Consider the following 17718-nt stretch of genomic DNA (forward strand, 5'->3'; position numbering starts at 1 on the left):
AGCCGACCGGTCCGCCAGTCCGCCGGTCCGCTACGACGACGCGTCGATGCTCTCCGGTTCGGCGGCGGCCTCGGCCGCCGCCTGCTTCTTCGAGGCGATCAGGCTGGTGATCGTGGTGATCACCAGGACTCCGCAGATGACGCCCAGGGAGACCGGGATGGAGATCTGCGGGACGTGCAGGCCCGACTCGTGCAGGGCGTGCAGCACGAGCTTGATGCCGATGAAGCCGAGGATGACGGAGAGGCCGTAGCTGAGGTGGACCAGCTTCTCGAGCAGGCCGCCGATGAGGAAGTACAGCTGGCGCAGGCCCATCAGGGCGAAGGCGTTGGCCGTGAAGACGATGTAGGGGTCCTGGGTGAGGCCGAAGATCGCGGGGATCGAGTCCAGGGCGAACAGCACGTCCGTGGTGCCGATGGCGAGCATGACCACCATCAGCGGGGTCAGGATGCGCTTGCCGTTGTTCCGGATGAAGAGCTTCGTGCCGTGGTAGCGGTCGGCGACGCCGAACTTCTTCTCGATCGACTTGAGGAGGCGGTTCTCCTCGAACTCCTCGTCCTCCTCGTCCTTGCGGGCTTCCTGGATCAGCTTCCACGCGGTGTAGATGAGGAACGCACCGAAGATGTAGAAGACCCACGAGAAGTTGGTGATGATCGCGGCGCCGGCGGCGATGAAGATCGCGCGCAGGACGAGGGCGATCAGCACGCCCACGAGCAGCACGCGCTGCTGGAGCTGGGTGGGCACCGCGAACTTCGCCATGATCAGGACGAAGACGAAGAGGTTGTCCACGCTCAGGGACTTCTCGGTGATGAAACCGGCGAAGAACTCCTGGGAGGCCTGGCCGTGCCCGAAGAACAGCAGGCCGAGACCGAACAGCGCGGCGAGGACGATCCAGACGACCGTCCAGATGCCGGCTTCCTTCATGGAAACGTCGTGGGGCTTGCGGCCGATGAAGAAATCGGCGCCGATGAGGATGCCCAGACCGAGAATGGTCAGCACCCAGAGGGTCAAGGAAACGTCCACTGTTAACAGGCCTCCGGCAGATGGCTCAGCACTTTGTCAGCGTCATCGCTGCCGGAGGTCTCTTCCACCCTGACGGCCGGGAGGCCGCGGGCCGGCGCCCCGGGACTGATCGCAGTCCGTATTGACGGGCACGCCGTACAGGAAAGCAGGAATACTCCCCTCCGCACTCACAAGCGTAGCGGTCACGCCCACGAAAGGTAAAGGGGAACCCAAGAATTGGTCAGCGGCCGGTCATCCGGAGGCCGGGGCCGGCCGCCGCCGACCGCTACCCGGCGGCCCGCCTGGCCGCCGCCACCCGCTCCAGCGCCTGGTCCAGGACCCGGCTGCCCTGCGGGGGCAGGTCCGGCTCGAAGGTCCAGGCGTGGTGGACCCAGGGGTCGGCGAGGTGGTTGTCCGGCACCGGCGACAGCCGCATCAGCGAGCGCCACAGCGGATCCAGCAGCGGCCCGTAGGCCGAGGCCTCGTCACGGTCCGCGACCATCAGCAGGTGGACGCCGACCGCCGGACCTTCGTCGGCCAGGTAGCGCAACCGGGTGACGGCCCGGTCGTCGAACCCGTGCGGGAAGTCGTGCACGATCAGCAGCTGGTCGGCCGTATCCACATCGGGCGGCAGGTCCTCCGGGGCGCCGGCCCGCACCGCCATCTGTACGAGGTCCACCCGCCGGGTCAGCCGCTCCAGGGTCTCGGTGACCCCCGCCGCCCCGGCCGCGGGCGGTCCGGCCAGCACCCCGGCGCGCACCAGCGGAGCCAGCGCGGCGGCTCCGGCGCCGGCCGCGTCGATGACGTGGACGGCGAACCGGTCGGCGGGATGGGCGGCGAGCAGCCGCGCGGCGTGCGCGACGGCCATGTCCATGGCGGCCCGGCGCAGCCGGTCGGTGTCCATGGCCATGGCGGCCTCGGAGCCGGTGCGGCCGTTGTCGATCCACAGCCCGCGCTCCAGCGGGACCCGGACCAGCATCGGGATGCGCAGGCTCGGCCGCTCGGGCAGATGGAGGTCGCCCAGGCGCAGGGCCAGCGGGCTCTCCGACGGCGGGGCGGCCGACCGGGCGTCGTGCCAGACCGGATTGTCCCAGCGGGCGTACGAGACCGGCAGCGCGGGCTCGACGACCTCGGCCTCGGCGGTGAGCTGGTCGAGGTCCCGGTCGAGGGCGGCCTGCGCCTGCGCGACCAACTCGTCGCGACGGGCCCGGGCGGTGTCGCGGGCCGCGTTGGCGGAGCCGCCGAGGCGGTGGCGCGGGTCGGACAGTGCCTCGTCGAGCTCGCGGTCCATGCGGGAGTCGGCGAATTCGACGGCGCCGCGGTAGGCGGCGACGGAGCGGGCCATGTCCTCGAACATGCCCCAGACCTGGTTGTAGAGCCGCTCTTCCATGGACCAGCCGCTCGCGTCCCCGGCGACGGGCCGCGGCGGTTCGCCCGGCCGCGCGGGCGCGGCGGGGCGCGGGGCGGGCTCGGGCGGTTCGGTGCTGGTGCGGCGGCGCGGGTGGGCGTAGCTGATGGTGGGCGGTCCCCCCGCGGTGTCGCCACCGGGCGTGCCCGCGTACGGGGCCCCGGCCCCGGCGCCGGGGATCGGATCCGGGGGCGTGGGAGCGGCCGGGGCGGCCGGCGCGTCGGGCGCCGGAACCTGGTTCGCGGTCTGGCTCGGGGTCTGGCTCGGGGCCTGATTCGGTGACGGCGCCCGCAGCCCGCGCGGCACGGTGGGCGTTGTCCCGGTCTCCATGGCCGCCAGGGTGATGTCGCCCGGCGCCGTCAGTCCCGTCGCGGCGGCGGCCAGCTCGGCGGCCGCCGGGGCGCTCAGACCGGCGTCGGCCAGCAGCGCGCCGAGGCCGCCCGCGTACCCCTGGCCGACGGCGCGGACCTTCCAGGCGCCCTGGCGCCGGTACAGCTCCAGGGCCAGGACGGCGGTCTCGGAGTCCAGTCCGGTCAGCGTGTACCCGGCGAGCTCGGCGCCCTCCGCTTCGGCCACGGACACGTAGGACGCCGGGACCGCTCCGAAGCGCGCCGGACCGCCGGGCGGCAGGACGAGCACGACGCCGACCCGGTGCACGGCCGGAGCGACCGCGTCGAGGTCGACGGCCAGGCGGTGCCGCGCCGCGACGCCTTCGGGCGCTTCGAGCCCGGGCAGGGCCCGGGCACCGGGGTGGGCCACCGCTCCGGGACCGGCGAGCCGGCCCGCGTCGTCGCAGACCTGGACCAGGGCGAGCACGGGTGTGCCCGCCGAGATCCTGATCTCCACCCGGCTCCGGGACAAGGGGTGGTTCTGCCCCCGGACCAGTTCGGCCGTCATCGTGCAGCCCCTCCCCCGTACCCGTCTTCTGCCGTGCCGTCGGTTGCGCCGTGCTTCGTCTTGGCCGTGTTTCGCCTTGGCCGTGCTTCGCCTTGGCCGTGCTTCGTCTTACAGGTGCGGCAGGATCGCCGGCATCAGGTCCTGGAAGGTCCGCCCGTTGGCCGGATTGCCGAGGGCCGTCATCTGCCAGCCGCTGCCGGCGCGCGAGACCTTCGCCATGATCTGCGCGGTGTACTGACCGCCGCCGTCGAGGGTGTAGCGGGCCAGCTCCTGGCCGTTGGTCTCGTCGACGATGCGGCAGAACGCGTTCTGCACTTCCTGGAACGTCTGGCCGGTGAAGGAGTTCACCGTGAAGACGATCTGGTCGATGTGCACCGGCACGCGCTGCAGGTCGACGAGGATCGACTCGTCGTCCCCGCCCTGGCCGACACCGCCGACGAGGTTGTCACCGGTGTGCCGCACCGAGCCGTCGTCGCTCTGCAGGTGCCGGAAGAACACGACGTCCACCGGCTGCTTGTCGGCGAAGAGCACCGCCGACGCGTCGAGGTCGATCTCCCGGGTCCGCGAGCCGAAGAGCCCGCGGCGCTTGGCTGCCTGCCAGCCGAGGCCCATCCGGACCGCGGTCAGCGTGCCCCCGTCCGCCTTCTGCAGACTGATGGCCTGACCCTTGGTCATGTTGACCGTCACGCGCTGTCCCCTCTCCCTAGCCCGCCCCCGATGTGGGTGCGCAGCGTGTACCTGCGGCTGGTGCCAACCCTACTGACCGCCTCCGGGTCAGGCGAGGCCCGCTTCCTTCATCTGTCGCAGCTCCTTCTTCAGCTCGCTCACCTCGTCCCGGATCCGGGCCGCGACCTCGAACTGGAGCTCCGCGGCCGCGCCGCGCATCCGCTCGGTCATCTGCTCGATGAGCGAGGCCAGTTCGGCGGCGGGACGGTCGGTCGCCACCACGCCGGCCTTCGCCCCCTTGGCGCCCTTCGCACCGGCCTTGGCACCCGCCTTGGCCTGCCCGGTCGCCGTGCCGCCCAGCGCCGGGACCGGCGCCTTCACGGCCTTGCCGTCCTTGGTCTGGCGGTAGCCGCTGCCGAGCAGCTGCTCGGTGTCGAGCTCCTCGCGGGCGATCGTCGCCACGATGTCGTTGATCTTCTTGCGCAGCGGCTGCGGGTCGATCCCGTGGGCCGTGTTGTAGGCGACCTGCTTCTCGCGGCGCCGGTTGGTCTCGTCGATCGCCTGCGCCATGGCCGGGGTGATGCTGTCCGCGTACATGTGAACCTGGCCGGAGACGTTGCGCGCCGCCCGGCCGATGGTCTGGATCAGCGAGGTGCCGGAGCGCAGGAAGCCCTGCTTGTCGGCGTCGAGGATCGCCACCAGCGACACCTCGGGCAGGTCGAGGCCCTCGCGCAGCAGGTTGATGCCGACCAGGACGTCGTACTCGCCGGCGCGCAGCTCGCGCAGGAGCTCGATGCGGCGCAGGGTGTCGACGTCGCTGTGCAGGTAGCGGACCTGGATGCCGAGCTCGAGGAAGTAGTCGGTGAGGTCCTCGGACATCTTCTTGGTGAGGGTGGTGACGAGGACCCGCTCGTCCTTCTCGACGCGCTGGCGGATCTCGTGCACGAGGTCGTCGATCTGGCCCTCGGTGGGCTTGACCACGATCTCCGGGTCGATGAGGCCGGTGGGGCGGATGATCTGCTCGACGAAGCCGTCGCCGCGCGAAAGCTCGTACTTCCCCGGGGTGGCCGACAGGTAGACGGTCTGGCCGATCCGCTCCTGGAACTCTTCCCACTTCAGCGGCCGGTTGTCCAGGGCCGACGGGAGGCGGAACCCGTGGTCGACCAGGGTCCGCTTGCGGGAGGCGTCCCCCTCGTACATCGCGCCGATCTGCGGGACCGTGACGTGCGACTCGTCGATGACGAGGAGGAAGTCCTCGGGGAAGTAGTCGATGAGGGTGTTGGGCGCCGAACCCCGCTCGCGGTCGTCCATGTGCAGCGAGTAGTTCTCGATGCCGGAGCAGGAGCCGATCTGGCGCATCATCTCCAGGTCGTAGGTGGTGCGCATGCGCAGCCGCTGCGCCTCCAGCATCTTGCCCTGCTTCTCCAGCTCGGCGAGGCGCCCGGCCAGCTCCGCCTCGATGCCGCGGACCGCCTTCTCCATGCGCTCGGGGCCGGCGACGTAGTGACTGGCGGGGAAGACGTACAGCTCGCGGTCGTCGCTGATCACCTCGCCCGTCAGCGGGTGCAGGGTGGACAGCGCTTCGATCTCGTCGCCGAACATCTCGATGCGGACGGCCAGTTCCTCGTAGACCGGGAAGATCTCGATGGTGTCGCCGCGGACCCGGAAGGTGCCCCGGGTGAAGGCCACGTCGTTGCGCGTGTACTGGATCTCCACGAAGCGGCGCAGCAGCTGGTCGCGGTCCATCTCCTCCCCCACCTTGAGGGGGACCATCCGGTCCACGTACTCCTGCGGGGTGCCGAGGCCGTAGATGCAGGACACGGAGGCGACGACGATGACGTCCCGCCGGGTGAGGAGGGAGTTGGTCGCGGAGTGGCGCAGCCGCTCCACCTCCTCGTTGATCGAGGAGTCCTTCTCGATGTAAGTGTCCGACTGCGGTACGTAAGCCTCGGGCTGGTAGTAGTCGTAGTACGAGACGAAGTACTCGACGGCGTTGTTCGGCAGGAGCTCGCGGAACTCGTTCGCCAGCTGGGCGGCGAGCGTCTTGTTGGGTGCCATCACCAGCGTGGGCCGCTGGAGCTTCTCGATCATCCAGGCAGTGGTCGCCGACTTGCCGGTTCCGGTCGCGCCGAGCAGCACGACGTCCTTCTCACCTGCGCGGATGCGCTTCTCCAGCTCGGCGATGGCCGCCGGCTGGTCGCCGCTGGGCTGGTAGGAGCTGACGACCTCGAAAGGCGCCACCGTGCGTTCGATCTTCGATACGGGCCGCATGGGTCAACCGTACGACCCTCCACTGACACTCCACGCTCCCGCGGCCCGTCGGGGCCGTACGGGTCTGGTCCGTTTGTCGTAGTTCGGTGGCGGCCCCGCGATCTTCAACCCCATGATCGCCGTACACCGCTCTCCCTGAAAGCGCGTCGAAACCGCAAACCCGCAAGTGCGTCGCCACAACGAATGCCGCTCCGCGCCCGTTTGAGGCAGGAGCAGGGCTCACGACCCGAGGAGAACGCGCATGTACGTCCGACCCGCCGCCACGGCCACCGCCGCCATCCTGGGACTCACCCTCACCGTCTTCGGCGCGACGGCCGCCTCCGCGGCCCCCGGTCCGGACTGGCTCTCCAACCCGATCGTGTACGCCCACCGGGGGGCTTCGGCGTACGCACCGGAGAACACCCTCGATGCGATCGACCTCGCCATGAGCATGGGCTTCGACTGGGTGGAGAACGACGTCCAGCGCACGAAGGACGGCGAGCTGGTGGTGATCCACGACGACACCCTCACCCGCACCACCGACGTCAAGCAGGTGTTCCCCGACCGCAAGCCCTGGCGCGTCAAGGACTTCACGGCGCAGGAGATCAGCCGGCTGGACGCCGGCAGCTGGTTCGGACCGCCGTACGCGGGCGCCCGCGTACCGACCCTGCGGGAGTACATGGACCGGGTGCAGCGCAACCAGCAGCGGCTCCTCCTGGAGATCAAGAAGCCGGAGCTCTACCCCGGGATCGAAGAGCAGACCCTGCGGGTGCTGGACGAGGCCGGCTGGCTCGACGAGAACCACGTGAGCCGCCGACTGGTGGTCCAGAGCTTCAGCGCCGAGTCCGTGCGCATCGTCCACGGACTGCGCCCGGACCTCGTGACGGCCTTCCTCGGCACCCCGCCCCTGGCCGAGCTGCCCCGGTACGCCCAGTTCACCGACCGGATCAACCCCTGGTACACCACCATCGACGGCGAGTGGGTGAACGCGGTGCACGGGCTGCTCGGCGCCCACGGCAAGGCGATGGAGGTGGACACGTGGATCGTGGACGACGCGGAGACCGCCCGGAAGGTCCACGACATGGGCGTGGACGGGATCATCACCAACAAGCCCGACGTCGTACGGGCCGCGGTGGGCGGGTACTGAGCCGGGGGCCCGTCGCTGTCGGTGGGTGGCCGTACCGTGAAGGGGTGGACACCACCGAGCGGCCCCGCGGGCCGCGCCTCGAATGGACCGTCGTCCCCAGCGACATCGGGCCCCTGCTCCTGGCCGCGACCCCGGAGGGTCTGGTCCGGGTCGAGTTCCACGCCGGGCCGGAGCGGGCCGACCGGATGATCGGCGCGCTGGTCTCCCGGCTCGGCGCCGACGCCTGGCATCCGGCACCGGGCGAGGAGGTCCTGCTGGCCGAGCCGATACGCCAGCTGACCGAATACTTCGCCGGCACGCTGCACCGCTTCGACCTGCCGCTGGACTGGCGGCTCAGCTCCGGCTTCAACCGGCAGGTCCTGCGGGAACTGGACCGCTCGGTGCCCTACGGGGCGGTCGTGGGCTACGGGGAGCTGGCCGCCCGCGTCGGCCAGCCGGGCGCGGCCCAGGCCGTCGGCAACGCCATGGGATCGAATCCGCTGCCGCTGGTGGTGGCCTGCCACCGGGTCGTGGAGAGCGACGGGGGCATCGGCGGCTTCGGCGGCGGGGTGGAGACCAAGCGGGTCCTGCTGGCCCTCGAGGGCGTGCTCCCGCAGCCGCTGTTCTGATGTCTGTTCCGGCGTCTGCTCCGGCGTCTGTTCCGGTGTCCGGTCCGGTGTCAGTTGCGGTGCCCCTTGCGGTGTCCGATCCGACCGGGGCCGCGGCCACGGCGGCGCCTGACCCGGCGGCCGCTTACTCGGTTCCGCCTGGCGGTAAGGGGTGCGAAACTGCCGCGGTGACTACTCCTGCCGCCGCGCCCGCGCCCGTACCGCCCCCGTGTCCGTGCCCCCGTCAGGGACCGGCCGCATGAGCGCCGGGCCCGCCGCCGACCGGACCTCCGCACCGGTGACCCTCGCCGACCTGCCCGCGCTGCAGCGCCGCACCTCCGCCGTGCTGATCGCCAGCCAGCTGCTGAGCGGGGTCGGCGTGCCCATCAGCATCGCCCTGGCCCCGGTGCTGGCGACCGAGATCAGCGGCACGGAATCGCTGTCCGGCTTCGCCTCCACCGCCTCCGTGATCGGGACGGCCCTGGTCTCGCTCCCGCTCGCCGCGCTGATGACCGCGCGCGGCCGCCGCCCCGGCCTGGTCCTCGCCTACGTGATCGGCGCCGCCGGAGCCGCGCTCGTGGTCCTCGCCGCCTCCGTCCGAAGCTTCCCGCTCCTGATGCTCGGCATGGCCGCCTTCGGCGCCGCCTCCTCCGCCAACCTCCAGGCCCGCTTCGCCGCCTCCGACCTCGCCGAGCCCGGCCGCCGGGCCCGGGCCATCTCCCTCGTCGTCTGGGCCTCCACCCTCGGCGCGGTGCTCGGCCCCAACCTCTCCGCTCCCGCCAGCCGCAGCTTCGCCGGCACCTCCATACCCCAGACGGCGGGCCCCTTCGTCTGGGCCGGCGCGGTCTTCCTGCTCACCGCCGCGCTGGTCGCCGTACTCCTGCGCCCGGATCCGCTCCTGACGGCCCGCTCGCTCGCCGCGCCCGGCGAGCAGACCCGCGCCGGGCGTTCGCTGCGCGCCGGGTTCGCGGCCGTCAAGGCCTCCCCCCGGGCGCGGCTCGCGCTGGTCACCATCGCGGTGTCACACACCACCATGGTCTCGATCATGGTGATGACCCCGGTCGACCTGGGCCACCACGGCGCCGGGCTCCAGCTCGTCGGGCTGGTGATCAGCGGGCACATCGCCGGCATGTTCGCCTTCTCGCCGGTGATGGGCTGGCTCGCGGACCGACTCGGCCGGCTGTCCGTCATCGGCCTGGCCGCCGGGCTGCTCTCGGTCGCCGCGCTGCTCGCGGGCACGGCCGGCCCGAACCATGCCCAGAGCGCGGCCGGACTCTTCCTGCTCGGCCTCGGTTGGTCCGCGGGCATGGTGTCCGGGTCGGCGCTGCTGACCGACTCGGTGCCGCAGCCCGCGCGGGCCGCCGTACAGGGGTTGAGCGACCTCACGATGAACACGGCCGCCGGCTTGGGCGGCGCGGTCGCCGGTCTGATCATGTCCCAGGCGGGCTACGGCTGGCTCAACGCGGTCGGCGCCGCGCTGCTGCTGCCGATGGCGGCGCTCGCGCTGTTCACCTCGCGCCGCCACCCGGTGAAGGCGTCCGCCGCCGCTCGGTAGCCGACGCGGTCAGGGGCCCTGTGGACCGTAGCTGGGGTGGTCCGTAGCGCAGGGAGTCAGTAGCCGATGTGGTCAGTAGCTGATGTGGTAGGCCTTGCGGAGCGTCTCGTGGACGGTCCAGGTGGTCTTGTCGCCCTCCCGCAGCACGCAGGCGGAGCCCGGTCCCACCTCCAGCGTCGCGCCGCCCTCCACCTCGATGGTGGCGCGGCCGCTGACCACCACGAACAGCTCGTCGGCCTCGGTGTCGGTGACCACCCCCGGGGTGATCTGCCAGATCCCGCGCACCTGCGAACCGTCCGCCGCCTCCCACAGCACCTTGCCCGTCACCACCGGCTCGCCCGAGAGGACCTGCGCGGGGTCGAGCTCCTCCCGCTCCAGTTCCGCGTCAGGGAGGTCCGGTACGGAGACGGCGAAGGAGGCGGGGGCTGGGGCTGGGGCGGCGGCGGGGGCTTCGGCCGGGGCGGCGCTGTGGTCACTGGTGCTCATGGCGCGCCAGCCTAATCCGGGCCCGCCACGCCCCGGGGTGATCAGAGCGTCCAGCGCGCGCCCTCTCGGCGCGTCACCCTGTCCAGCCCCCGTCGGCGTGCCGGCAGTCGGCCGCCGGGGCGCAGGACCCGCGGCATTTCGGCCAGGGCGGCCCGTACGCCGTGGGGACAGGTTGGCGCCCGGTCGTCGGCGGCGCGTTTGGGGCAACGAATCCCGTGCCAGGGATGGGGACATGTCACAGCACACAGCAGCATCGTCATCGTCCGAAGCCCTGGTTCCGGTCCTGTCGGAGGAGGTGCGCGAGGCCCTCGACCGGCGGCAGCCCGTCGTGGCGCTGGAGTCGACGATCCTCGCGCACGGCCTGCCCCGCCCCCGCAATCTGGCCGTGGGCATGGAACTGGAGGAGCTGGTCCGGTCGGAGGGGGCCGTTCCGGCCACGATCGCGGTCGTCGACGGCGTGGCCCGCGCGGGGCTGGACAAGGCGCGGCTGGAACGGATCGCGGGCGGCGAGGGCGTGCGCAAGCTCGGCCACCGGGATCTGGCGCCCGCGCTCGCGACGGGAGCGACCGGCGCGACGACGGTGTCGGCGACGGCCTTCCTGGCGGCGCGGGCGGGGCTGCGGGTCTTCGCCACGGGCGGGCTGGGCGGCGTACACCGGGAGTGGACGCGGTCGCAGGACGAGTCGGCGGACCTGTCGCTGCTGGCTCGGACGCGGATCACGGTGGTGTGCGCGGGGGTGAAGTCGATCCTGGACGTGCCGGCGACGCTCCAGCGGCTGGAGACGCTGGGGGTGGGCGTGCTCGGATACGGGACGGATCGTTTCCCCGGGTTCTACCTGGCTGACTCCGGCGAGCCGGTGGACTGGACGGTGCACCGGCCGGAGGAGGTGGCGGCGGTGATGGCCGCCCAGGACGCCCTCGGCGGCGCGGAGTCGGCGCTCCTGGTGGCCAATCCCGTCGCGGAGGCGGAGCAGTTGGATCCGGAACTGCACGACCGGGTCCTGGCCGAGGCACTCACCGAGTGCCGCGAGCGGGGCATCACGGGACAGGCGGTGACACCGTTCCTGCTGGGATTCCTGGTGCGCGCGACGGGCGGGGCCTCGCTGGAGGCCAACCTGGCGGCGGTACGCGGCAACGTGCGCCTCGGGGCCCGGATCGCGCGGGCCTGGGCGGCACGGCCGTGACCGGCGGCGGATCGGCAGGCAGTGGTTCAGGCGGCAGCGGATCGGTCGGCGGTGAGGTGACCGGCGGTGCCATGACCGGTCGGGGCGGCCCGGCCGTGACCGGCGGGCCCGGGGCCCTGCTGGTCGTCGGGGACGTGGTGACGGACGTCGTGGCGGTGCACGCGGCGCCACTGGCGCCGGCCACCGACACCCCGGCCCGGATCCGAACCCTGCCGGGCGGCGCCGGGGCCAACGCGGCCTGCTGGGCGGCCCGTACGGGGCTCACGGACGTACGGATCCTCGCGCGGGTGGGCGCCGAATCGGCCCGGTGGCACGAGCAGGCGCTGCTCGACGCGGGGGTCCGGCCGACCCTGGTGATCGATCCGGCCGAGCCGACCGGCACGGTGGTCGCGCTGGTCGGCGAGGACGCGGAGCGGACCTTCCTGACCGACAGCGGGGCCTCGCTGCGGCTCACCCCCGGCGACTGGGTTCCCGGGCTGCTGGACGGGGTCGCCCATCTCCACCTGTCCGGTTATCTGTTCTTCGCCGACAGCAGCCGGGACCTTGCCCTGGTGGCACTGCGGGCGGCCCGTGCCCGCGACGTACCGGTGAGCGTGGACCCGGCATCGGCCGGGTTCCTGGCCGTACTGGGTCCGGAGCGCTTCCTCGATGCCGTGGCGGGGGCCGGCGTACTCCTGCCCAACGAGGACGAAGCCCTGCTGCTGGCCGGGCTGACCGGGCCGGCCGCGTCCGCCGGACCGGGCCGCGTGGCACGGGCGGCGGCGGAGCTGAGCCGGCGGGTGCCGCTGGTGGTGGTCACCCGGGGCGCGGCCGGGGCGCTGATCGCCGAGGACGGCCGGGTGACGGCCGAGGTCGCGGCGGAGATCGCCGAGGCGGTGGACTCCACGGGCGCCGGCGACGCGTTCACGGGGGCGTTCCTGGCGGCCCGGCTGGCGGGCGCGGGTTCGGCCTGGGCCGCCGGGGCCGGGTGCCGGGCGGCTTCGGAGGCGGTGACGCGGGTGGGCGGGCGGCCGTAGGAAGGTCCCCGGGACGGGACGGGACGGTCCCCGGTCGGCCGCTACGAGGGTGTTGCGAGGCGTTGTGAGTCCGCACGAGGGGGAGGGACGTGGCCGCCGGGCCCGGGGACCCCGTGACGGCGCGGCTGCGCGCGCGGGCGTGCCGCGTCAGCCGTCGCGGGTTGCGCGCAGGCCCGTCCAGGCGGGGTGGCGCGGGTCGTCGGCCCGGACCAGGGCGTCGGCGAGGTCCGCCGGGCCGGTCTGCTCCTCGTAGCGCGCGAAGGCGGGCAGGGTCCAGCGGGCGGACTCCTCCGTGCGGCGGGCGAGCGCCGCCGGGGAGAGGCTGATGTGCACGCTGAGGTCGAAGGGGAACCAGTGGCCCAAGAGCAGGGGGCCGTGCACGATCAGCACCCCGCCGGGCGGGAGTTCGGCGTAGGGGGTGCGGGTCGCCCGGTCGGTCGTCGGGTCCCAGAGGTCGGGCAGGACCCGGCCGGTGCCGCCGGGGTCGGTCGGGCCGAAGACCTCGCGCCAGAGCGCGGACGTGTCGTACCAGCCGCCGAGGTAGGAGTCCACGTCCTCCCGGCCGAACTCGAAGCGGAGGGAGGCCGGACGCAGGAAGCCCTCGGCCGCCACGACCAGGGCCGGACGGCCGCGCAGGCGCAGCGCGTCGGCCAGTTCTCCGGCCAGCACGCCGGTGCGGGCGGCGGGCGCGCCGTCGATGCCCACCCGCCGCCAGCCGTGGCCGCCGCTCCGACCGCCCTCTCCGCCGCCCTCGCCCTTGCCCGCGCCGTCGCCCTCGCTCGCGCCGTCACCGTCTCCGTCGCCGTCCTCAAGGTGACCGGCGAGCCGCTCGGCCATCCGCTGCCATGTGATCGCTTCCAGCTGCACGAGCCCATTGTCAGTGGTGACCCCTAACGTTTTTGACGAGGGATCACCGGCGCACAGGGCCGGCGGCCCGGCCTTGGGGAGGAGTCTGTCGTGGCTGGCGAAACGACCTATCTGGAGCTGTCGCAGGACGACGGCGGTGCCCACAAGTTCTACGAGGTGACCGTGGACGGCACGGCGGTCTCGGTGCGGTACGGCCGGATCGGCGCGGACGGCCAGCTGCAGAACTCCTCCTTCCCGACCGTGGAGAAGGCACGGGCGGCCGCCGCCAAGAAGGTCGGCGAGAAGGTCCGCAAGGGCTACGCCCCCGCGGTCCGGGGCGGCCGCGCGGCCCGGTCGGTGACGCGCCGCCAGGTGACGTCCACGCCGTCTACGGCGCGCGCGGCGGCCCCCGTGCTGTGGCGCTTCCGTACGGGTTCCTCGGCCTTCGGGATCCACGTCGACGAGGACCGCTGCTGGGTCGGCAATCAGGCGGGTGACGTCTACACGCTGAGCCACGGCGGCGAGGTGCTGGCCCGGTATTCGCTGCCGGACGGGGTGAAGTGCCTGGTGGCGGACGATTTCTGGATATACGCGGGCTGTGACGACGGCACGGTGTACGACCTGTCGTCGAAGGTGCCGTTCGGGGCGTACGACATCGCGGCCGATGTGGACATCTTCTGGCTCGACATCCGCGAGGGCGTGCTGACCGTGTCCGACCGCAGCGGCGGGCTGACGGTCATCGACCACGAGGACGAGTTCCAGTGGTCGCGGCGGTCGTCGGGCGGCAACGCCTGGATGGTGCGCGCGGACGAGCGCGCCGTCTACCACGGCCACAGCAAGGGCGTGACGGCCTACGCGCCGGACGGCGGGCGGGAGCTGTGGCACACGGCGACCGACGGTTCGGTGCTGTTCGGCTGGCAGGAGGACCACGCGGTGTACGCGGGGACCGGCCGCAACACCGTGCAGCGGCTGTCGAAGGCCACGGGCGCGGTGGAGGCCTCCTACCGGTGCGACGCGGCGGTGTACTCGTGCGCGACCTCGCCCGACGGCCGGCACGTCTTCGCCGGGGACCTCGCGTCCTCGGTGTACTGCTTCGACGCCGACGGGCGGCGGCTGTGGAAGCTGGGCACCGGCAGCGGCGCCGCGCTGTCCATGCAGTACCTGGACGAACGGCTGTACCTGGTCACCACCGACGGATCGCTGGTGTGCGTGGACGCGAGCGAGGCGGCGATCGCCGCGGCCCGGGAGGGGTCGGTGCCGATGGCGGTGGACGTGAAGTCCGCGGCCGCCCTGCCCGTCTACACCCCGGCGGCGACACCCGCCGCAGTGGCGACGGTGTCGGTGTCCTCGGTCCCGGCGGGCGGCGTGGTCGTGGAGTGCGTCCAGCAGGGTGGCCGGATGCGCGTCCAGGTGCTGTCGGGCGGCTTCGAGCCTTCCTGGAACGTGCAGTTCCCCCGCGGGATCCGGGAGCCGGGCGCACGGTACGTGGTGGACGGGCTGCACCCGGCCTCAGGCGGCTTCTACCGGGTGCGCGGGGAGATACGCCGCCTCGTCTGACGCCTGCGCCGGGGCCTGCGCGGGCACCGCGAAGGGGGCGCCCTCGGCTATGGCGGCCGTGATGTGGAGTACGACGGGTTCCGCGCCGAGGTTGCGGCCGAGGTGCACGTGCTGGATGCCGGCCGGCTCGACGAAGCTGCTGCCGGCGTGGTGCACCTCGACCGTGCCGTCGCTCAGGATCCGGGTCAGGGTCCCCGATCCGACCACCGCCATCAGCGGGACCAGGTGGTAGTGCCAGCCGGTGCTGCCACCCGGCCCGATGGAGATCTCCCTCGTCACGAGGTCGGAAGCGGTCTGCGCTCCGGAGCGCCGCGCCATCGTTCTCGGGCGTCGCGCCGTCGCCTGCCCTCCACTCATGTGTTCCTCCTCCATGGGCGCCCACCGCAACCCGCTCGACCGACGGTAGGAGAACAACATGAGGTCGGGGGAAGACTCTGTGAAAGCACAACTACCCATGACTACAAGGTGATATAAGGCCCGGACGGCGGTATCACTTCTCCATGAGCCTGGTTGTCTTCGAGTCGACGAAGCAGATCCATTGCGCGGAATGCCGGCAGGGTCCGCTCCGCCGTCTCGTCCGCGAGGTCGGCGTACCCCGCTGCCTCGACTGCGTGGACCTCGGACACCTCGTGTACCTGCCGCGCGGGGACACGGCCCTCACCCGGCGGGCACACGAGGCCGGTTCGCTCTCCGCCGTGGTCGTCCGCTTCCACAAACGGCGCCGCCGCTACGAGCGCCTGGGCCTGCTCGTCGAGGAGGCCGCCCTCGCCCGCGCGGAGCGGGCCTGCCTCGCGGACGCCGAGGCACGGGCGCGCCGCCGGGAGCGGAACCGGCTGCGCCGCGAGGCCGAGGACACCCGCTTCACGGCGGCCTTCGCCGCCGAGATCCTGAGGCTGTTCCCCGGCTGTCCGGCCGAGCGGGCGCGGGCCATCGCCGCGCACGCCTCGGTGCGTGGCAGCGGCCGGGTGGGCCGCAGCGCGGCCGGCCGGGCGCTGGACGAGCCGGCCGTCTCGGCGGCGGTCCGGGCGGCGGTGCGCCACCTCGACACCGAGTACGACTCCCTGCTGATGGGAGGCGTACCGCGCTTCGCCGCCCGGGCCCGGCTGGCCCCGCGGATCGACGCGATCCTCGACGGCTGGCGGGCGGAGGCCTGATCGCCCGCCGGCCGTGGTGCTGTCAGCTGAGCCGGAAGCGGCGGTAGAGCAGCACTCCGCCGAGCAGCAGGACTCCGCCTCCGGACATCAGGTAGCCGACGCCGTCGGCTCCGGTGTGGGCGAGCGCCGAGGGACCACCCTGCGGCGGGGCGGGCGGGGTGACGGGCCGTACGACCGCGGGCGGGCGGACGGGCTCGCTGACGGCGGGGGGCTCGCCGTTGACGGAGGTGTTGCCCACGGAGGAGTTGCCGACGCCCACGACGCTCACCGCGTTGCCGCTGATGTTGACGGGCAGGTCGACCGGGAGTTGGAGCCCGTTGCCGGACAACAGCCCGGGAGAATCCTTTCCGTGCCCATGGGCCTCCGCTCCCCCGCCGTTCCCCCCGCCGTTTCCGGCACCCGGTTTCGAGGAGTGCGGGGACCGGGACGATGGATGGGAGGGCCGCGGCCCGGAATTCCCGGGCTTCCCCGAATGCCCGCCGCCCGGGTTTTCGTTGGCGCACCGGTTCCCGGCGGCCGAGTTGAGGACGCCGATCACGCTCACGGTGTTCCCGCACACGTTCACCGGGGTGTGCACGGGCAGTTGCACGAGGTTCCCCGACAACAGTCCGGGCGAGCGCTCAGCCTGTCCGCCCGCGTTCGCATCGGCGTGGGCGAGGCCGCCCACTCCCGCGACCGCCAGTCCACCTCCCGCAACCACCGCCGCGATCAAGCCATTCCGACGACTGTGACGCATCAGTTTTCCTGCCTTCCGGAGGAGTCACGGGCGTTGTACCCGTACCGGAAACAACGCGTTAGACCCGTTCGGGTTATAGCTCCGGTAGGCATTTCACCCCATCGTGTACTGGGTAATCCCTACTTCATGACAAGCCCGCTGCTCCTCCTCGACGTGGACGGCCCACTGAACCCGTTCCGCTCCCGCCTCGCGGGCCTCCGCGGCTATACCAGCCACCGGATGCGGCCGACGATCTGGATGTCCCGCCGCGCACCGGATTCCCGCAGCGCGCGACGCGGCCTGCGCGTACGCCTGCACCCGACCCACGGCCCCCGCCTGCTCTCCCTGCCCTACGAACTCGCCTGGGCCACCACCTGGATGCACGAGGCCAACACGATGATCTCCCCGCACGTCGGACTACCCGCTGATCTTCCCGTCATCGAATGGCCGGAACTCTTCGCCGACGACCCCGACGGGCTCTCCTGGAAGACCCGGCACCTCACCGCCTGGGCGGCCGGCCGGCCCTTCGCCTGGGTCGACGACATGATCACGCCCCGCGACCGCGCCTGGGTCGCCGCCCACCACCCCGCCCCGGCCCTGCTCCTGCGCATCCACCCCCGGCAGGGCCTGCGCCCGGCCGACTTCGCCACGCTGCACCGCTGGGCGGCGGGGCTCAGCGCCGCAGGGCGGTGACCGGGTCCGGGGAGGGGCGGCCCGTGGGCCACCAGTCGTCGTCACCCAAGCGGTTCTCGTAGGCGTACCAGAGGGCGTCGCGGCCGAGACGGAGCTGGCGGGATCTGCCCGTGAGGCGGTTGCGGTCGGGGCGGAAGGTGCCCTCGGCGGCGGCGAGGAGGGCCGGGCGGGCCCGGTCGAAGGGACCCGCAGGGGGATCCCAGGGCTCTTCGAGGGCGAGCAGGGCGGCCAGGCCGCCCTGGCGCCAGGCCGCCGCTCCCCGGGCGAGGTCGGTGGTGGTCCGGCCCGTGGCGCGGGCCAGGTCCCGGTAGAGGGCGCGGGCGGCGCCGGTCAGCCCGGCGGTGGGGTGCGCCGAGGCCAGCCGGACGGCGTCCTGCCAGCGGGTCAGCGGGCCGGTCGGGTCCTCGGCGGTGAGGAGCAGCGCCAGGGCGCGGGCAGCCGCGTCCCCGGCGAGCTGGTCCAGGGCCAGCGGGTCCGGGGCCGCGGGATCGGCCGGGTAGGCGGGCGGAAGCCCGACGGCGGCGGGCGCGGCCAGTGGGGCCGGCAGCGGCGGCAGGAC

16 protein-coding genes and 1 pseudogene are annotated in these 17718 nt (G+C 72.9%); 8 read left to right on the forward strand and 9 right to left on the reverse strand.

The annotated features are described in order from the left end of the window. Nucleotides 1–30: 30 nt before the first annotated feature. The 4 genes from J7E97_RS08755 to uvrB form a co-directional block, all read right to left on the reverse strand. Nucleotides 31–1020: a TerC/Alx family metal homeostasis membrane protein gene (locus J7E97_RS08755; protein WP_215024138.1), complete on the reverse strand. Its 990-nt coding sequence runs from the start codon at nt 1018–1020 to the stop codon at nt 31–33. Between the two features lie 265 nt (nt 1021–1285). Next, on the reverse strand, nt 1286–3304 hold the full coding sequence (locus tag J7E97_RS08760) for a TerD family protein (RefSeq protein ID WP_215024140.1): 2019 nt from the start codon (nt 3302–3304) through the stop codon (nt 1286–1288). Between the two features lie 108 nt (nt 3305–3412). Continuing rightward, nucleotides 3413–3991 (reverse strand): TerD family protein, encoded by a 579-nt coding sequence (locus tag J7E97_RS08765; protein WP_215024142.1) that lies wholly within the window; start codon nt 3989–3991, stop codon nt 3413–3415. 87 nt (nt 3992–4078) lie between these two features. Then, nucleotides 4079–6241: an excinuclease ABC subunit UvrB gene (uvrB, locus tag J7E97_RS08770; RefSeq protein WP_215024144.1), complete on the reverse strand. Its 2163-nt coding sequence runs from the start codon at nt 6239–6241 to the stop codon at nt 4079–4081. 241 nt (nt 6242–6482) lie between these two features. Here uvrB and J7E97_RS08775 point away from each other — a divergent pair, with 241 nt between their 5' ends. From J7E97_RS08775 to J7E97_RS08785, 3 genes are all read left to right on the forward strand, one after another. Next, complete coding sequence (locus tag J7E97_RS08775; RefSeq protein WP_215024146.1) at nt 6483–7367, forward strand: glycerophosphodiester phosphodiesterase family protein; 885 nt, start codon at nt 6483–6485, stop codon at nt 7365–7367. Nucleotides 7368–7411: 44 nt separating this feature from the next. Continuing rightward, nucleotides 7412–7975 (forward strand): methylated-DNA--[protein]-cysteine S-methyltransferase, encoded by a 564-nt coding sequence (locus J7E97_RS08780; protein ID WP_215024148.1) that lies wholly within the window; start codon nt 7412–7414, stop codon nt 7973–7975. Between the two features lie 238 nt (nt 7976–8213). After that, nucleotides 8214–9509 (forward strand): MFS transporter, encoded by a 1296-nt coding sequence (locus J7E97_RS08785; protein ID WP_215024150.1) that lies wholly within the window; start codon nt 8214–8216, stop codon nt 9507–9509. A gap of 72 nt (nt 9510–9581) precedes the next feature. On the opposite strand, the gene J7E97_RS08790 is transcribed toward J7E97_RS08785, so the two are convergent. Continuing rightward, nucleotides 9582–9995, reverse strand: a complete 414-nt coding sequence (locus J7E97_RS08790; protein WP_215024152.1) for a cupin domain-containing protein — start codon at nt 9993–9995, stop codon at nt 9582–9584. 232 nt (nt 9996–10227) lie between these two features. Between J7E97_RS08790 and J7E97_RS08795 the strand changes: the two genes are divergently transcribed. Both J7E97_RS08795 and J7E97_RS08800 read left to right on the forward strand, forming a co-directional pair. Then, a complete protein-coding gene (locus tag J7E97_RS08795) occupies nt 10228–11178 on the forward strand; it encodes a pseudouridine-5'-phosphate glycosidase (protein ID WP_215024154.1) in 951 nt (316 codons plus the stop codon). A gap of 71 nt (nt 11179–11249) precedes the next feature. Continuing rightward, entirely contained in the window at nt 11250–12194 is a 945-nt protein-coding gene (locus J7E97_RS08800; protein ID WP_215024156.1) for a carbohydrate kinase family protein, read from the forward strand. 147 nt (nt 12195–12341) lie between these two features. Here J7E97_RS08800 and J7E97_RS08805 read toward each other — a convergent pair whose 3' ends face one another. After that, nucleotides 12342–13061, reverse strand: coding sequence for a uridine kinase (locus J7E97_RS08805; RefSeq protein ID WP_215024158.1), 720 nt, complete (start codon nt 13059–13061; stop codon nt 12342–12344). 90 nt (nt 13062–13151) lie between these two features. Between J7E97_RS08805 and J7E97_RS08810 the strand changes: the two genes are divergently transcribed. Beyond that, on the forward strand, nt 13152–14597 hold the full coding sequence (locus J7E97_RS08810; protein WP_215024159.1) for a WGR domain-containing protein: 1446 nt from the start codon (nt 13152–13154) through the stop codon (nt 14595–14597). Here J7E97_RS08810 and J7E97_RS08815 read toward each other — a convergent pair. Then, a complete protein-coding gene (locus J7E97_RS08815; protein WP_251054098.1) occupies nt 14550–14954 on the reverse strand; it encodes a cupin domain-containing protein in 405 nt (134 codons plus the stop codon). The two genes, J7E97_RS08810 and J7E97_RS08815, sit on opposite strands and share 48 nt — an antisense overlap. Nucleotides 14955–15097: 143 nt before the next feature. Here J7E97_RS08815 and J7E97_RS08820 point away from each other — a divergent pair, with 143 nt between their 5' ends. Further along, complete coding sequence (locus tag J7E97_RS08820; RefSeq protein ID WP_215024163.1) at nt 15098–15751, forward strand: DUF2293 domain-containing protein; 654 nt, start codon at nt 15098–15100, stop codon at nt 15749–15751. Nucleotides 15752–15773: 22 nt separating this feature from the next. On the opposite strand, the gene J7E97_RS08825 is transcribed toward J7E97_RS08820, so the two are convergent. Further along, a complete protein-coding gene (locus J7E97_RS08825) occupies nt 15774–16487 on the reverse strand; it encodes a chaplin (RefSeq protein WP_215024165.1) in 714 nt (237 codons plus the stop codon). Nucleotides 16488–16613: 126 nt separating this feature from the next. Here J7E97_RS08825 and J7E97_RS08830 point away from each other — a divergent pair, with 126 nt between their 5' ends. Further along, the gene (locus J7E97_RS08830) at nt 16614–17159 is read left to right on the forward strand and encodes a hypothetical protein (RefSeq protein WP_215024167.1); all 546 of its coding nucleotides are present in this window, start codon (nt 16614–16616) and stop codon (nt 17157–17159) included. On the opposite strand, the pseudogene J7E97_RS08835 reads toward J7E97_RS08830, so the two are convergent. Next, nucleotides 17140–17718: pseudogene (locus tag J7E97_RS08835) on the reverse strand (hypothetical protein); the annotation flags it as partial. The gene J7E97_RS08830 and the pseudogene J7E97_RS08835 overlap by 20 nt on opposite strands.

The organism is Streptomyces sp. ISL-66 (assembly GCF_018614135.1).
In the GTDB taxonomy this organism is placed as follows: Bacteria; Actinomycetota; Actinomycetes; order Streptomycetales; family Streptomycetaceae; genus Streptomyces.

Bases quoted from the DNA above. Each gene is read 5' to 3' on its own strand.
- J7E97_RS08760 (WP_215024140.1), bottom strand. From the start codon at position 3,304: ATGACGGCCGAACTGGTCCGGGGGCAGAACCACCCCTTGTCCCGGAGC.
- uvrB (WP_215024144.1), bottom strand. From the start codon at position 6,241: ATGCGGCCCGTATCGAAGATCGAACGCACGGTGGCGCCTTTCGAGGTC.
- J7E97_RS08775 (WP_215024146.1), top strand. From the start codon at position 6,483: ATGTACGTCCGACCCGCCGCCACGGCCACCGCCGCCATCCTGGGACTC.
- J7E97_RS08785 (WP_215024150.1), top strand. From the start codon at position 8,214: ATGAGCGCCGGGCCCGCCGCCGACCGGACCTCCGCACCGGTGACCCTC.
- J7E97_RS08790 (WP_215024152.1), bottom strand. From the start codon at position 9,995: ATGAGCACCAGTGACCACAGCGCCGCCCCGGCCGAAGCCCCCGCCGCC.
- J7E97_RS08795 (WP_215024154.1), top strand. From the start codon at position 10,228: ATGTCACAGCACACAGCAGCATCGTCATCGTCCGAAGCCCTGGTTCCG.
- J7E97_RS08800 (WP_215024156.1), top strand. From the start codon at position 11,250: ATGACCGGTCGGGGCGGCCCGGCCGTGACCGGCGGGCCCGGGGCCCTG.
- J7E97_RS08815 (WP_251054098.1), bottom strand. From the start codon at position 14,954: ATGAGTGGAGGGCAGGCGACGGCGCGACGCCCGAGAACGATGGCGCGG.
- J7E97_RS08820 (WP_215024163.1), top strand. From the start codon at position 15,098: ATGAGCCTGGTTGTCTTCGAGTCGACGAAGCAGATCCATTGCGCGGAA.
- J7E97_RS08825 (WP_215024165.1), bottom strand. From the start codon at position 16,487: ATGCGTCACAGTCGTCGGAATGGCTTGATCGCGGCGGTGGTTGCGGGA.
- J7E97_RS08830 (WP_215024167.1), top strand. From the start codon at position 16,614: ATGACAAGCCCGCTGCTCCTCCTCGACGTGGACGGCCCACTGAACCCG.